The sequence below is a fragment of the Bibersteinia trehalosi genome (assembly GCF_004346205.1).
GTDB classification, from domain to species: domain Bacteria; phylum Pseudomonadota; class Gammaproteobacteria; order Enterobacterales; family Pasteurellaceae; genus Bibersteinia; species Bibersteinia trehalosi.
The window spans coordinates 59625-75484 of record NZ_SMAM01000009.1 but is presented as its reverse complement, the minus strand read 5'-3'; the positions used below and the strand labels follow the sequence as shown (position 1 = coordinate 75484).

The window sequence follows — 15860 nt, the reverse complement described above, 5'->3', positions numbered from 1 at the left end:
GCTGGTCAAAGCAACTCCATTAGCCATTGGCTGAACCCAATTGAATTTTTAAGAGGAATCTCAATGAAAAAATTTGCATTAAAAACAGTATTTATTGCATTTTCCGCACTTTTTGCCTTCAACGTAACGGCAAATACCACAAATCTAACGGCAGGGAAAGAATATACTGAAATTCGCCAAGTTCCTTCGGCACAAAAAGAAGTGTTAGAATTTTTCTCATTCTACTGCCCGCATTGCTATGATTTTGAACTTGGCTATAAGATCCCAAGTAGAATTAAAGCAGGCTTGCCGGAAGGTGCTGTATTAAAACAGTATCACGTAGATTTTTTAGGCAGACAGTCAGAAGAACTAACCCGAGCTTGGGCGCTGGCAATGGCGTTAGGTGTGGAGGAACAGGTAAAAACCCCATTGTTTGAAAATGCACAAAAAAATGCGATCAAATCTATGGACGATATTCGTGCGATTTTCCTAGCTAATGGCATTAGTGCCGAGCAATTTGATGGTGGCATCAATAGTTTTGCGGTAAATGGCTTGGTAAATAAACAGCGACAAGCGGCTGAAGCATTTAATATTCGTGGCGTACCAGCATTTTTTGTGAATGAACAATATCAAGTTAATGCAGAAGGTTTTTCTGATGTGAATAGCATGGGCGAATTTATTGAGCGTTATGTTGATGCTGTCTTATATTTAATTAAAAAATAGCATGATTAAAAAAGCCGAATTAAAGCTGTTTGATGATGAGATTGAAGAAGCGGAACTTATTGATATAGAAGAAGTATCTCCAGAAGATATTGAGATTCTGGAGGCCGCTCATGTGCCGGAAGAGCACCCTGCGCTTGCCAACAGTATGGTGGTTTCTCAGGGTAATTTAGATAGTTATATTCGTATGGCAAATCAATACCCGATTCTAACGGCTGAGCAAGAGAAAGCGCTGGCAGAGCGTTTTTATTACGACGAAGATTTAGATGCGGCAAAACAGCTTATTTTGTCGCATTTGCGCTTTGTTGTGCATATTGCGCGCGGTTATATGGGCTATGGTTTACCGCTTGCGGATTTAATCCAAGAAGGCAATATTGGCTTGATGAAGGCGGTAAAACGTTTTAATCCAGAAGTGGGCGTACGTTTGGTTTCGTTTGCGGTGCATTGGGTAAAAGCGGAAATTCATGAATATGTATTACGCAACTGGCGAATTGTAAAAGTGGCAACCACAAAAGCGCAGCGTAAATTGTTTTTTAACTTACGTAAAAATAAGCAACGCTTGGCGTGGTTTAATGAAGAAGAGCTGCAAAAAGTAGCCGATGATTTAGGCGTTAGCCCTGACGATGTACGAGAGATGGAATCTCGAATGACAGGGCAAGATATGGGATTTGATTTACCTGTGGGTAGCGATGATGACGAAGCTTATGTGCCGTCCATGTATATTGAAGATGATCGCTCAAACTTTGCCGATGAGCTAGAAGATGAGCAATACAACGGTAAAGCAACAGCCCAACTTGCCTATGCATTGGCACAACTAGATGAGCGTAGTCAAGATATTATCAAAACGCGCTGGCTAGATGAAGATAAAGCAACTTTGCATGAGCTTGCCGCAAAATACAATATTTCTGCTGAGCGAGTACGTCAATTAGAAAATCAAGCGTTGAAGAAAATTAAAGACTGCATAGTGATGGAATAATTTGCAGATTTTTAGGGAATTTAACCCGCTTGTGTAGAGTGTATGGGATATATACATGCTGTTTAAAGGGCAATTTTGCCCTTTCATTTTATTTTTTATCTTTATTTAAAATGCTAACGATTCAAAGTTGTGAATTATTTAATCTTCCGTTCTTTCAATTTTCACAATTAAAGAAATATTGCCCGCAAGATATTCCTAAAATTAAAACCGATTATAAATATCATTGGCATATTTGGAAAACATTGCATCAAGAAGTTTCTATGCGTTTAGGTATGCCTTTTGCTGAACCTCATGTTGAAAAATGGTGTAATGGTTGGCAAGTAAGAGCACACTTTTTTGCCTATTATAAATATGTTTTTAACCCTCATTCAGCTGCAATCTTTTCTGTTATTCTCAATCGTCGCCGCTTGCAAGTTTGCTTAGATTGGCATGCCTATCGTGCTAATCGTTCGTCGATTCAATTAGCCGAATATAATCAATGGTTGGAACATTTAAACCATAAAAAATATGCGGATTTTGACATTTGGCATGGAGCAGAAAGTGAATATAGTGATTTTAATAAAGTGAGCGAAATAGATATAAACTCGCTTATTCTCAATCATGAAAATGACTTTTTCTGTATTGGTAAAAATATTGAAAAATCTCAGCTTAACCAAATTGACGCAATCGATTTCATTGTGAAAACGATTCAAGATTTAGCACCATTATATGATCAATGTCACAAAAATAAGACTTCCAGTTGATTTTCAATTTTCTATAATCGTAAAATATCCCTCCTTATTACATATTTGAGAAATATCTCAATGCAAACTATCCACCTTATTACAGGCAGCACACTTGGTGGTGCGGAGTATGTTGCCGATCATCTTAATGATGTCCTTTCTGCGCAGGGTTTTGATGTTGCTCTGTTTAATCAAGCTGTTCTTGCCGATATTCAATCTGCTGTAAATTTATTAGTGGTGACCTCCACTCATGGTGCAGGTGAATTACCTGATAATATCCAGCCGCTATTCGATGATATTGCGAGTCAAAAACCAGATTTTTCGGCAATGAAATTTGCTGTTATCGGCTTAGGAAGTTCGGATTACGATACTTTCTGTAATGCAGTTAATATCGTGACAGAACAATTGACGGCGTGTGGCGCTAAAGTAGTCTGTGAGCCATTAAAGATAGATGTGGTGAATAATTTTGATCATGATGGCAGTGCAGAAGCCTGGTTACCTCATTTTTTAACTGCTTTATAAGCAAAATAAATAAAGAAGGAAAATCCTATGAAAAAATTACTAACAGGGCTGTTCGTTCTTTCTGCTGTGAGTGTCGCGGTAGCAAAAGAAGTGAATGTAAAAATCGTTGGAACTTCTGATGTACATGGCCGTATGGTGCCTTGGAGCTATGGAGCGGATGTAGAAGATAAATCCGGTTCATTTGCTCAAATTGCCACCTACGTAAAACAAGCTCGTGAAAAAACACCTGATTTGATCCTTGCCGATATTGGTGATGCGATTCAAGATAACCAAGTGGAAGTCTTTGCTAAAACCTTAGAAAAAGCCAAAGATAACCCTGTACCGAAAGTCTTGAATGCAATGAAATACGATTTCTTCATTCTCGGTAACCACGAATTTAACTTCGGTATGGAAAACCTTGACGAAATCGTTAAAGATATTGAAGCAAAAACGTTGACAGCTAACTTCTACCACAAAGATGGTAAACGTTATGTTGAACCGACTGCGATTGTGGAAAAAGATGGCGTAAAACTCGGCTTTATCGGTTTAACCACCCCAATGTCTGCTATTTTTGAAAAAGACACAGGGCATTTAGATAACTGGAAATTCACTTCACCAATTGAAGAAACCAAAGCACAAATTGCTGATCTTAAAGCCAAAGGCGTGGATAGCATTATTGTGTTGGCACATATGGGGATTGAAAACGAAAACAATATTCCAGACACTGGTGTAGAAGATTTAGTTAATGCGGTGGACGGTATTGACGTGATCATCGCAGGACATATGCACAAAAATGTACCAAGCGAAACCATTAAAGACACCGTGATCACTGAGCCACATCGCTACGGCACAATGGTTTCCGAAGTGGATATGGTTTTTGATGTCTCTGATGATGGTAAAGTGAAACTACTTTCTAAAACCGCAACTACTATTCCAGTAAACAAACTGGAAGCAGACCCTGAAATTGTTAAAATCTATCAACCTTATCACGATGAATTACGTGCATTAAATAATGTGGTTATCGGTGAAACGGCGAACGATATGGTGCCAATGGAAAAAATTCACGGGGTGTCTTCTGCATTTGCCAAAGATAGCGGTTTATCTTCATTTATCCACGATGTGCAGTTGCATTACAGTGGTGCGGATGTGGTGTCATTTGCCTTTGACTACGAAACCGTGCGTCAGCCAAAAGGCGAAATCAAGAAAAAAGATATTATCTATAACTACCGCTATGCAGGTGGTGATGTAACCGTGTATGAATTAACGGGTAAACAGCTTAAACAGTATATGGAATGGTCAGCAGACTATTTTGATACTATTCAAGCTGGCGATAAAGATTATCGTTATAACGATGTACGTGGTAAATCTAAATACGTTACCTTTGATTTATTCGGTGGGGTAAGTTACAAAGTGGATCTTCGCAATCCTAGTGGTAGCAAAATTACCGAATTAAAACTGGCGGATGGCACACCAATTAGCGAAGAGACGAAATACAAAGTTGGTATGAACTCTTATCGCTATGGTCAGCTTTCAAAACAAGGTGGTATTTTTGAAGGCTTAAAAGCACCTGTGCTTTGGGAATCTAAAGTTGCGCGTGGGCCTGAAGCAGGTACAATCCAAAATATGATGATTGATTATCTCACCAATGTAAAAGGTGGCAAAATTGAAGGATTATCGCATAATCGTTGGGAAATTATCGGTTTAGACTAATAATGACAAGCGGTTGGTTTTGCAGATTTTTTTGCAAAATTGACCGCTTGTTGAACATAAAAACGGCATAGATTTTATCTATGCCGTTTGTCTTATTACCCATTAATCTGCGATTTTACAAATTCCACGATATTCTCTTTAGCGATCATCTGTTTTTCGCCACTGCGGCGGTTTTTATATTCAATTTCACCGTTTGCCAGGTTTTTCTCACCGATCACAATCATATGTGGTACGCCAATCAATTCCATATCTGCAAACATTACTCCAGGACGTTCTTTACGATCATCAAAAATTACCTCAACACCTTGTGAACGTAAGGTTTTATAGAGATCTTCAGCAAAGGCTTGTACGCTTTCGGATTTGTGCATATTCATTGGCACAATCGCTACCGTGAATGGAGCGATTTCATCAGTTGGCCAAATAATACCACGCTCATCGTGATGTTGTTCAATCGCCGCCGCCACCACACGCGTTACGCCAATCCCATAACAACCCATAATTAAGGTTTGTGGTTTGCCGTCTTCGCCTTGCACAGTACATTTCATCGCTTCAGAGTATTTGGTACCAAGTTGGAAAATATGCCCTACTTCAATACCACGTTTGATTTGCAATGTCCCTTTACCATCTGGGCTTGGGTCGCCTTCTACCACGTTACGCAAATCGGCAATTTCAGGCATTGCCACATCACGTTCCCAGTTCACATTGAAATAGTGCTTACCATCAATGTTTGCACCACAGCCAAAATCAGACATCAATGCCACTGAGCGGTCAATAATCGCAGGGATCGGTAAGTTAATCACCCCAAGTGAACCTACGCTTGCACCGATTTTCGCTTTAATCTCCGCTTCGTCTGCAAATTCAAATGGGCTTGCCACTAAATCTAATTTTTCCGCTTTGATTTCGTTTAACTCGTGGTCGCCACGAAGTACCAATGCCACCAACGGATTTTCTTCTGTTGCCCCTTTGACAATTAAGGTTTTTACCGTTTTTTCAATCGGCAAATTAAACTGAGCTACTAATTCATCAATGGTTTTCGCATTTGGCGTATCCACTAACTGCATTTCTGCCGTTGGCGCTTGGCGTTCGCCCACCGCAACCGCTTCGGCAAGCTCAATGTTTGCCGCATAATCGGATTCGGTGGAAAACACCACATCATCTTCACCGCTTTGCGCAAGCACTTGGAATTCGTGTGAAGCTGAACCGCCGATAGAGCCAGTGTCAGCGGCTACTGGGCGGAAATCTAAACCAAGACGGGTGAAAATGTTGCTGTAAGTTTGGTGCATCACATCATAGGTTTCTTGTAAGCTCTCACGGGTGGTGTGGAACGAGTAAGCATCTTTCATCAAAAACTCACGTCCACGCATCACGCCAAAACGTGGGCGAACTTCATCACGGAATTTGGTTTGGATTTGGTAAAGATTTAACGGCAGTTGACGATATGAAGTGACTTCACGACGTACTAAGTCGGTGATCACCTCTTCGTGGGTTGGACCTAATACAAATGGGCGGTCGCCACGATCTTGGAAGCGGAGTAATTCTGGGCCGTAGTCTTCCCAACGTTGTGATTCAATCCAGAGATCAGCAGGTTGCACCACAGGCATTTCCACCTCTAATGCCCCGCTTTTATTCATTTCCTCACGAATAATGTTTTCCACTTTTTTCAGTACACGAAGCCCTGTTGGCAACCAGTTATACATACCTGAGGCAAGCGGACGAATCATACCTGCACGCAACATTAACTGATGGCTTACCACCTGAGCATCATTTGGGGTTTCTTTTAAAGTAGAAAAAAGATATTGGCTACTACGCATTGTTATTCCTAATTTTGATACGAAAATGGGGCGTATTTTACGCCAAAAGTGGGGGGAATAATAGGGGGATAAGGCTGCGGACACTTTATGTATTATGCATAAAGTTGGCTATCATCTTGCAATGATAGCCAACCCAATCATTGCTAAAACTTAGATATTATAGCAATTTTTTCTTTTTATTTCAATTGTTTATGAACAATTATGCTTTTTGATACAAATTATTTAGAACCTATAACAGTTCAGCGTTCAATCTCTGAAATACCACTTATTCCTAATCTATATTTGCCAATGCGTAACGAAGATAGTGAGGAAATGATTTCAGGTAATGCAGCATTGCTACACAGAATTAAGTTAATGGGCGGTTTGCCACAGTTCTTGGCTGAATTCTACAAAACTACTTATTTGAAAGGTTACCAAGATGGATTACAACAGTTAAAATTTACAGGCTTGACCTACCTAGCTGAATGCTTTTGGCGTTTAGAATTCTATGATCCCCATTCAATGATCTATTATCAACAAATAGTGATTCATCAATTTGATTATACAACAGCTATATCTCCAATGACGCCTATAATTGATCAATATTCTTCACTTTACTAACAAGCAGAAAAAGCAATTACAGGAACCCCAGAATATGCTACTGAACTACAAGAATAACGCAAAAATGATGCTTATTTTGAGTTTTACTTTGAAGCAGAATGTAAATCAACATTTGATGAACACAGCTCTGAACATCAAGCTTGTTTAGATAAACTTATCCTATTAGCCAATATCATAGAGGAGTAATAAAATGGGATTTTTTAGTGACTTTGTAACTGGATTTGTAAAAGAAATAGTATCTGAAACTGTTGAAAATAAAAGATCAACACAAAATAATCGCTACCCTAGTATCTATTATGAGGCAATACAAGAATTTAGGGAAATGTCTAATGAAGAATTAGTTAGAATATTGTATGGACTCTACCTAAGAGAAATTCATAATGCAGAAAATGCTATTGTCAATCCTGCAGAAATGATTTGGGGCCAAAGAGCAATTCGCGATATTTTAATTTCACGAGAAGGAGTCTCTGATGATGAATTAGACTACATACTGGCTAAACAGTATGAAGAAGACAGAATGGGTGGACGTTTAGATAACTATTCTTACTAAAGGAGTAAATGTGAATTTTATTTTGGGTGTACTTTTTTCACTATTTTTTGTTTATCAAGCGTTCAGTATGCTAGCTGATATTTTAAGTATTACTCGCTTAAAACTACTTATGGGCTTAGCAATAATAGGTTTAAATTTACCTTTCTTTTTCACGGAGCTGTTTGCTAATTACGAATTCTTTTTCCTTACTCAAAAAACTTGGGCTTATGAACTCTCTTTAGTTGATTTTGGTCCTTATCAGAAAAATGGATTATTTTCAGTTCTTCTAGCTATATTGGCTTTTTTATTTTTAACACCTTTGGCTATTATTGCTGATATTCCATTCTTTATTGGAAGTCTAGCATATGAATTCATTTATTCCCCAATAGGTATTCTATAGAGAGAAGAAATAATGAGCAAACTTTACGAATACGAAATTATATCTAGACATCCTAGATTTTCGAAAAATAGTACTAAACGAATTGTTGCTATTAGTGTTTCTGATGCTAAGCATAAATTTACACTGTCTCGCCCTGATGAGAAGATTATCTCTTGTGTAAAAATTGGTGAAATTGATGATAATGGCTCTCCACTTGCGGGGGCATTGCTCGGTGCCGTAGCAGGAATTGGAGTAGGTTTAGCAGTGAAATGGTTAAAAGATAGACAGGGTGGGGATTTTTCATATCAATCCCCAAAGCCAGCTCCTCGCACCCAAATAGAAGAGTCTTCATTAATAGAAAATACATCAACTCATATATATGATGTTAGTTTTCCTGAAAGTACCAATGCAAAAAATGAAGATGACTTTGACACCGAACAGAAAACAATTCCGTGGTGGAAAAAGGTCTACCATGCTTTTCTTGGTATCTGTTTAATTTATTGGGTATGTAGAGGGCTATATTGGCTATTTACTGTTATTTTCTGATATTTCCGATGTCGCCCTAAACCTATCAAAACCCTGCTTTCGCAGGGTTTTACTATTTATAAGCTACATTAACGCTATCAATCTCGCCACATTCTCAGCAGAAGAGGTGAGATTTTCTCGTCCTGATTTTAAGATTTCATCGAGCGATCCAAGTTGGCGGATAATTGGAAAAACCGCATCAATGCCGTGCTGATAGACCACTGGGTAGTCATCTCGCAAACAGCCGACAATGGCTATCACCGGTTTACCAAATTGTTTTGCAAGCTTTGCTACACCTATTGGGGTTTTACCAGCGATAGACTGAGCGTCCATTCGCCCTTCGCCTGTAATCACTAAATCTGCATTTTGGATTTTTTCTGCCAAATTCGTTGCTTCAATAATAATTTGTACGCCAGCTTTGAGCTGTACCTTTGGCAAGAGCAGCAAACCTGCCCCCATCCCTCCCGCAGCACCAGCTCCTGCTTTGTCAGCAATTTCAATATCTAATTTCTGACGTACAATATTGGCAAAATGGGTAAGCGCATTATCCAGCAGAGTAACCATAGAAGCTGTTGCACCTTTTTGAGGAGCAAATACTGCGGCAGCGCCACGCTCACCACAAAGTGGATTATCCACATCGCAAGCGACTTCAAACTCTACTTGAGTAAGGCGAGGATCTCTCTTTTCTAGTGAGATAGTATCTATTTGATTGAGAGCCCCACCACCAAAGCCGATCTCTTCGCCCTTTGCATTTTTAAAGGAAAATCCGACCGCTTGTAGCATGCCAACACCGCCGTCATTAGTGGCGCTACCGCCAATGCCGAGAATGATTTTTTTCACGCCGTAATCAAGAGCCGCTTTAATCAATTCGCCGGTGCCGAATGTTGTGGTAATCAATGGATTGCGTTGCTCAAATGGCACTAAATGCAGCCCAGATGCTGCCGCCATTTCTATAAAAGCGGTCTGTTTGTCGCCACTTAATCCGAAAAAGGCGGTGGTTTTATTGCCTAATGGCGCGGTGACTTCCACTTCAACCAAGCTGCCGTTTGTAGCATCCACCAAAGATTTCACTGAGCCTTCACCGCCATCTGCCATTGGCACTTTGCAAAATTCGGCATAGGGGAAAACATGCTTAAAGCCTTGCTCAATCGCATTGGCAACTTCTAGTGCGGTGAGGCTTTCTTTAAATGAATCTGGGGCGATGATGATTTTCATAATAAGTCCTTTTACAGCAGAATTAAGGAAAGAATATACACAGTAAACATGCCGACAATGCCCATGATGAAGGTCAGCGTAGTTTGCGTACGGTAACCTTGTTGAGGTGTGAGTTTGCTGAAATTGGTGACAACCCAGTAGTAGCTATCATTTGCGTGAGATACACACATTGCTCCTGCTGCAATCGCCATTACGGTTAAAGCAGCGGCAATTTCACTAGTTAAGCCCAGCGCACTCATTAAGGAATCTTCTGCATTAAACATTCCCATAATAGAAGCTGTTGTAATAATTGCAACGGTTGAGCCACCTTGGGCTGTTTTTAAAATAGTTGAAATAATGAATGGGAAGAAAATCCCTGAGGCGCTAATAATATGAGCATTTTGTTTGATGTATTCTACAAAACCAGCTTGCACAATAACATTGCCTAACACACCACCAGCCGCTGTGATAAAGAGAATGGGACCGACAATTTTTAAGGTATCGTTGGTAATAGTGTTAAATTCACCGATTTTGCCACTTGAGATCAGTAAGAAAATGGCAAAGATGACGCCGATAGCAAGTGCAATGATTGGATTTCCGAAGAATTGGAATAGCGTACCAAGATGACCTTCAATCCCCATAATTTTTGCCACAGAACCGAATGCCATTAACAAAATTGGGGCAAAAATTGGAGCAAGGCTTAAAAAGCCGCTCGGCAGTTTACCATATTGTTTGAGTAAGTCTTCATAGCTTTGGCTGATTAACTGATCTGCTTGTTTTTCTTCATCTAGCGTAATTTTCGTGCCGATATATTTGGCAAAGAGATAACTTGCACATAGAACAGGCAGTGAAACCACTACGCCCATGACGATAACTAAGAGTAAGTTACCGCTTAACCCTACAGCGCCTGCCGCGGCAATCGGGCCGGGTGTTGGTGGAATAAAAACATGCGCAGCATAAAGCCCAGCGCTCAGTGCTACAGCCATTCCAACAGGGCTTGCTGCGATTTTTTTGCGGATTGCTTCACGAATTGGGTTGAGTACGACAAAACCGCTATCGCAGAATACTGGGATACCAACTACCCAACCCATGATGAGCATGGCAAGTTCAGGACGTTTTTGTCCCACAATTCTGACAACCATATCTGCCAGTTTTAAGGCTGCGCCTGTTTTTTCGAGTACAGTACCGATAATTGCACCAAAAATGATGACAATACCGATGCTTTTAAATGTACTACTAAATCCATCTCCAATCATATTTGGAATCTGGGTTAATGGTAGCCCTGCAATCAGCGCCAATGCGATAGAAATCGTCATTAATGCTAAAAAAGGATGGACTTTTAGTTTGGCAATCATGTAAATCATTAGCGCTATCGCGATGACGAAGGCGACAATTAATGTTATACCAGTCATAATAAGCTCCTTATCGTAGAATAATTAACCTATTATTGGCTGCTTTGACACAAAATGCTTTGTTGATATCTACAAAAAATATCCTTCAAAATAAGGATAATCTGTATTTTTTTACAAATTAGTGTGGAGAATAGCGCCTAGGTAAAGCATAAATTTATGTTCTATCTTATTGAAAGATAAGCCTGTTATCTGTTCAATTTTATCTAGACGGTACCTCAGTGTATTAGGGTGGATAAAGAGTTTCTGGGCGGCGTGATCTAGATCACAATTTGAGCAAAAATAGTGATGCAGCGTTTTTTGTAATTGTTGGTGCGGATCATGTTGGATAAGTGGTTGTATATTGGCTAACAGCGCCTTGCCTTGCCAAGATTGCCCGAATTCGGTGAGTAGAACAGGTAATTTATGTTCATGAAAAAATAGAACGTGTTTCTGAATAGCATGCCGCTCTGCATAGTGTAAGGTATGTAGTGCAGTTTGATATGATTGATGAATATGACGAAAATTATTAGCAATTTGTCCGATACTCAAGGTGTAATCACGTAAGCTATTTGGGGCAGGGATAAATTGTTGTAAGCGGGATTTATCGAATTTTTCGGCTGGCTGAAGAGGGTAGAGCAGCACAATTTGATCTAAAGCAGATACCATCGTGGCGAGTTGTGGAAAATATTGGGCGAGATGGTTTAACAGTGTTTGCAAATTATGTTGATTAGGGTGACGCAGTTTAATAATTATTGTGAGTGAGGGTTGTTCTAAAGAAAAATGAAAAAATCTTGCTTGTTTTTGTAATTGTAATTCGTCTAAGTGGCCGAGCAAGAGTTGGCGGACAAACTCTTCCTTATAACGATGTTGCCAACGTGCTTGTTCTAGTTGTGCGTTAGATTCAATAATTAATTCTGCCGCCATTTTGACTAACTCGCCATAGGGACGAACATTATTGGGCTCACCAGAAATACCAATAACGCCGATATTTTTCCCAAGGTAGGTAATTGGTAGGTTAATTCCCGCGCGTAAATGCCATTGTTTTGCAAGATTCTCATCAATTTCAACCGCTTGATTACGCCGTAATGCAAGAACGGCACCAGTATGATGTTGGTTCAGGCGTTTAGGATCGCCAGAAGCAATGATCATACCTGTTTCATCCATTACATTGACGGAGTGAGGAATAATTTGCATAGCGCGTTTAACGATTTGTTCCGCAGTTTGTTTGTGCAGTTTCATTTTATTTGAATGATTAACAGAGCCTAGGATTCGGTCAAAATTAGTATTTTGAAAATTTGTTATAATTTTGATGCCGCTTATTATTGGAAAATGCTATGAAAAAAGTCAAATTTAAACATGTTTTATTTTCACTGATATTGGGGGTTGCAGCGAGTGCCTTATTAAGCATCCCAATATTACAAACCCTTCATCGGCAAGCATTATTAACAACGCAAGAAGATGTTGAAAAAATTTATCAAGAATTAAATAGTGCGTTAATTCAGATGGATGTTGTGCGATTACAAAAATTACTTGCGGATGGTTTTGAATTGGAAACCAGCCGAGGTGCAACGCTTTCTAAGCAGGAATGGATTCGCAGTATTCAATATGGCACGATGCGTTATAACCAGTTTAGCCATAACGAGGTTCAAGTGTTAGGACGGAATTCGGCAGCAGTATCATCCATTGTGATGGGCGAGATTTGGAATAATCGGGATACATGGAAAATAGTATTTCATCTAGAAATTATCCGTAAAGGACAAAATGTTCAGATTCAACGAATGGTAGCGAGCAGCGTTTGTGAGATGGGGGTAAATGGCTTGTTTGAGCAAAACTGTCAAGGTAAGAGACGTAGTAAATAATCTATAAGTTGCCAAGGAGATAAATGCAAATGAATATGCAAAATATGATTTTATGGCGGCGATTTTTTTCTGGGCTTGCCTACACTGCAATGCAGAGTGTGTTTTTCGTGTATCTGCAGCATTATAAAGGTTTTGAGTCGGCTCAAATTGCAGCCGCATTTTCGCTCTTAGTTTTTACTAGCCAAGCAATGGCGCTACCAGCGGGTTATTTAGGTGACAGATTTGGACGTACGTTGATCATGACTTTAGGCTGTCTGTTAGATGCGTTGGGCTATGTATTTTTGGTTGGGAGTGAACAATATGCTTCAATGATGCTGGCTACATTTTGTTTTGGTTTTGGTAGTACGCTATTTAGTACGAATGCACGCGCTTACATGATTTCTCATGCAGAGGGTGATAACTATGCATCTAAAACGATGGCACAAGGTAAGTTTTTAAAAATCTCAAGCTTGGCATCAATGGCTGCACCATTATTAGCATTGCCCTTTATTCATTTTAACCATGCTGATTGGCTAATTTGGACAAGTTGTGGGATTGAGCTTGCAATGCTGCTATTTATGCTGCGAACTGTCCCAAAAAGCGATTTGCGCTACGCCAATTCAACACTAAAATGGCAAGATATTAAAGCAGTTCTTGGCAAGCGGTTTATTTTTGCCCATTTTTTGCTTTTTATTCCATTGGGCTTAGGGAGTTCGTTCTACATTATTTTTCCATATGTATTCACAAACATGCTTGATCATAGTGAGTTGATCCCAATCGCCTTTTTTATTAATAATTTGATTGGCGTGCTGCTACAAGCAAGATTTTCACGCAAAATTAATTTTGGGGTAGGCAAGCTACTATTTCTTGCTCCAGCGCTGACTATTTTATTAATTGTGCCGTGGTTTTTAACGTTAAGCACAATTTCCATTTTAACGGCGTTTAGTTATTTAATTTTGTTTGCCCTAATTAGTTTATTTACCTCTACCGCATTGGCAAATTTATTAGTTCGTGTTGATCATGGGCAACACCAAGGCGTGTTATTTGGTATGTCGAAATTGATTCTGTCATTGACTACCGCACTAGTGATGAATATTGTGCCATATATATTCTTGGTTTAAGTAAGCATATACTAGGAAGTAAGCGGTGCTTTTTCGGCTATTTTTTGCAAAATAGGAGCTTGTTTTAGGCAGATCAAAAATAGACTATGGATAAACCTTATTCTAAATGTTAGAATTAACCCGCTTTTTCGCTCGCTTGAGAGCGACTACTTTTTATTTAGTTCAGGTGTGTGGAAAAGCAAAGCTGGTTCGACTTGTTGTTTTAAGCTTGAATTTAGCTGAATTTTCTTTACACTAACTCACTCTCGCAATAAGCGATTTCACTTATAGGAAACATAAAATGAGCATTGAAGAACGCGTAAAAAAAATCATCGTTGATCAATTAGGTGCAGAAGCCGATAAAGTTAAACCTGAAGCTTCTTTCATTGAAGATTTAGGTGCAGACTCTTTAGACACCGTTGAATTAGTGATGGCTTTAGAAGAAGAATTCGATATCGAAATTCCTGATGAAGAAGCAGAGAAAATCACTACTGTACAATCTGCGATTGATTACGTTTCAAACAATCAATAAGATTTTAAGGTAAATGCGGTTTATTACGGCGTTTACAAAAATAAAAACCACCTTCGGATGAAGGTGGTTTTTTGTTATCTCATTATTCTGACCTAACAAGGGGGATCCCCCTTGTTAAAGGCATTAATGAGTTGAATAAGGGTTGCCATTAAAGGCATTTTTAATATTGTAATATTTTTGTTCAACCCCAGAGGTGAAACGTTTTAACAGGATATAACCCAATACTGCAGAAACGCCAGAGCCAAGTAAGATACCTAAGCGAGCTAATGAAATAAAGTCACTATTGGATTCTGCACCACCGAATGAAAGTCCTGCTAAGAACATAGACATGGTAAAGCCGATACCACAGAGCACAGAAATTGCAAAAATTTGCTTAAAGTTAATGCCAGGCGAGAGCTGTGCAATACCAAATTTGACAGCTAAGTAGCTAAAACTAAATACGCCTAATGCTTTTCCGACAATTAAACCAAGTGCAACACCAAGTGTTAGTGGTGATGTCAATGTGCTCAGCCCCATACCTTCAATGGATACCCCCGCATTAGCGAATGCGAAAAGTGGAAGAATCATAAAAGAGCACCATGGTGACAGTATATGCTCGAAGGTTTCTAATGGTGTTTCACCATTTTTACCTTTTAATGGAATACAGAAACCAAGGATAACTCCCGCTAGGGTGGCATGCACCCCTGATTTTAATACCGCAGCCCATAAAACTAAGCCGGTTACCGCATAAATACTGATTTTGGTGACATTTAAACGATTTAGTAATACTAATGCCAGAATACCAACAGCAGAAACAATTAAGGCGGTGAGACTGAGATCATGTGAAAAGAATAATGCGATGACGATAATCGCGCCTAGGTCGTCAATAATGGCGAGCGCAAGGAGAAATATTTTCAAGGCAAAGGGAACACGTTTACCCAGTAACGCTAATACACCTAGAGCAAAAGCAATATCGGTTGCCATTGGAATTGCCCAGCCGCTTTGAAACTCCGGTGTATTCGCATTGAGTAACATAAAAACAGCAACTGGCACGATCATGCCGCCAAGTGCTCCTATGGCAGGGAAAATTGCTCTTTGGTAACTAGAGATTGCACCAACCATCAATTCTCGTTTGACTTCCATACCTACTAAAGTAAAGAATATTGCCATAAAGCCGTCATTGATCCACATTAATAGCGGTTTATGAATGCTAAATGAACCAATCAAGATTTGCACCGGCATATCCAATAAATCGAAGTATAATTCTTTAAATGGTGTGTTTGCCCATAAAATTGCAAGCGTAGCGAAAATTAAGAGCAAAATTCCGCTTGCAGATTCAAGTGCAAGAAACTTTTTTATCTGTTTAATCATTAG

Annotated in this window: 17 protein-coding genes; 12 read left to right on the top strand and 5 right to left on the bottom strand. The window is 39.4% G+C overall.

Going from position 1 to position 15860, the window contains the following annotated elements; translation table 11 throughout:
• Window positions 1-63: 63 nt before the first annotated feature.
• The 5 genes from dsbA (at window position 64) to EDC51_RS09605 (ending at window position 4608) form a co-directional block, all read left to right on the top strand.
• Window positions 64-702 carry a thiol:disulfide interchange protein DsbA gene (gene dsbA / locus EDC51_RS09625; RefSeq protein ID WP_131928821.1) on the top strand — a complete coding sequence of 213 codons (639 nt, stop codon included), beginning with the start codon at window positions 64-66 and terminating at the stop codon, window positions 700-702.
• A gap of 1 nt (window position 703) precedes the next feature.
• Window positions 704-1675, top strand: coding sequence for an RNA polymerase sigma factor RpoH (gene rpoH / locus EDC51_RS09620; protein WP_131928820.1), 972 nt, complete (start codon window positions 704-706; stop codon window positions 1673-1675).
• 110 nt (window positions 1676-1785) lie between these two features.
• Window positions 1786-2418 (top strand): glucose-6-phosphate 1-dehydrogenase family protein, encoded by a 633-nt coding sequence (locus EDC51_RS09615; protein WP_025267407.1) that lies wholly within the window; start codon window positions 1786-1788, stop codon window positions 2416-2418.
• Between the two features lie 60 nt (window positions 2419-2478).
• Window positions 2479-2919: an FMN-binding protein MioC gene (mioC, locus tag EDC51_RS09610; RefSeq protein ID WP_015431719.1), complete on the top strand. Its 441-nt coding sequence runs from the start codon at window positions 2479-2481 to the stop codon at window positions 2917-2919.
• Window positions 2920-2946: 27 nt separating this feature from the next.
• On the top strand, window positions 2947-4608 hold the full coding sequence (locus EDC51_RS09605; RefSeq protein WP_131928819.1) for a bifunctional metallophosphatase/5'-nucleotidase: 1662 nt from the start codon (window positions 2947-2949) through the stop codon (window positions 4606-4608).
• A gap of 95 nt (window positions 4609-4703) precedes the next feature.
• On the opposite strand, the gene proS is transcribed toward EDC51_RS09605, so the two are convergent.
• A complete protein-coding gene (proS, locus tag EDC51_RS09600; protein WP_131928818.1) occupies window positions 4704-6419 on the bottom strand; it encodes a proline--tRNA ligase in 1716 nt (571 codons plus the stop codon).
• A 201-nt stretch (window positions 6420-6620) separates the two neighbouring features.
• On the opposite strand from proS, the gene EDC51_RS09595 reads away from it, so the two are divergent.
• From EDC51_RS09595 to EDC51_RS09580, 4 genes are all read left to right on the top strand, one after another.
• Window positions 6621-7019 (top strand): hypothetical protein, encoded by a 399-nt coding sequence (locus EDC51_RS09595; protein WP_131928817.1) that lies wholly within the window; start codon window positions 6621-6623, stop codon window positions 7017-7019.
• 190 nt (window positions 7020-7209) lie between these two features.
• Window positions 7210-7569, top strand: a complete 360-nt coding sequence (locus tag EDC51_RS09590) for a hypothetical protein (RefSeq protein WP_131928816.1) — start codon at window positions 7210-7212, stop codon at window positions 7567-7569.
• Between the two features lie 10 nt (window positions 7570-7579).
• The gene (locus EDC51_RS09585) at window positions 7580-7948 is read left to right on the top strand and encodes a hypothetical protein (protein ID WP_131928815.1); all 369 of its coding nucleotides are present in this window, start codon (window positions 7580-7582) and stop codon (window positions 7946-7948) included.
• A 12-nt stretch (window positions 7949-7960) separates the two neighbouring features.
• Window positions 7961-8473, top strand: coding sequence for a hypothetical protein (locus EDC51_RS09580; RefSeq protein ID WP_131928814.1), 513 nt, complete (start codon window positions 7961-7963; stop codon window positions 8471-8473).
• A 63-nt stretch (window positions 8474-8536) separates the two neighbouring features.
• On the opposite strand, the gene EDC51_RS09575 is transcribed toward EDC51_RS09580, so the two are convergent.
• The 3 genes from EDC51_RS09575 to EDC51_RS09565 all read right to left on the bottom strand — a co-directional run bounded on the left by EDC51_RS09575 (window position 8537) and on the right by EDC51_RS09565 (window position 12276).
• The gene (locus EDC51_RS09575) at window positions 8537-9667 is read right to left on the bottom strand and encodes a glycerate kinase (RefSeq protein ID WP_131928813.1); all 1131 of its coding nucleotides are present in this window, start codon (window positions 9665-9667) and stop codon (window positions 8537-8539) included.
• Window positions 9668-9678: 11 nt separating this feature from the next.
• Window positions 9679-11058 carry a GntP family permease gene (locus EDC51_RS09570; RefSeq protein ID WP_131928812.1) on the bottom strand — a complete coding sequence of 460 codons (1380 nt, stop codon included), beginning with the start codon at window positions 11056-11058 and terminating at the stop codon, window positions 9679-9681.
• Between the two features lie 111 nt (window positions 11059-11169).
• Window positions 11170-12276, bottom strand: a complete 1107-nt coding sequence (locus tag EDC51_RS09565; protein ID WP_131928811.1) for a CdaR family transcriptional regulator — start codon at window positions 12274-12276, stop codon at window positions 11170-11172.
• 95 nt (window positions 12277-12371) lie between these two features.
• Here EDC51_RS09565 and EDC51_RS09560 point away from each other — a divergent pair, with 95 nt between their 5' ends.
• The 3 genes from EDC51_RS09560 (at window position 12372) to acpP (ending at window position 14507) form a co-directional block, all read left to right on the top strand.
• Window positions 12372-12896 carry a nuclear transport factor 2 family protein gene (locus tag EDC51_RS09560; protein ID WP_025267405.1) on the top strand — a complete coding sequence of 175 codons (525 nt, stop codon included), beginning with the start codon at window positions 12372-12374 and terminating at the stop codon, window positions 12894-12896.
• A gap of 29 nt (window positions 12897-12925) precedes the next feature.
• On the top strand, window positions 12926-13996 hold the full coding sequence (locus EDC51_RS09555) for an MFS transporter (RefSeq protein ID WP_025288870.1): 1071 nt from the start codon (window positions 12926-12928) through the stop codon (window positions 13994-13996).
• 280 nt (window positions 13997-14276) lie between these two features.
• Window positions 14277-14507: an acyl carrier protein gene (gene acpP / locus EDC51_RS09550; protein WP_015431729.1), complete on the top strand. Its 231-nt coding sequence runs from the start codon at window positions 14277-14279 to the stop codon at window positions 14505-14507.
• 123 nt (window positions 14508-14630) lie between these two features.
• Here the strand turns inward: acpP and nhaA are convergent, their stop codons facing one another.
• Entirely contained in the window at window positions 14631-15857 is a 1227-nt protein-coding gene (nhaA, locus tag EDC51_RS09545; protein ID WP_015431730.1) for a Na+/H+ antiporter NhaA, read from the bottom strand.
• Window positions 15858-15860: the final 3 nt, after the last annotated feature.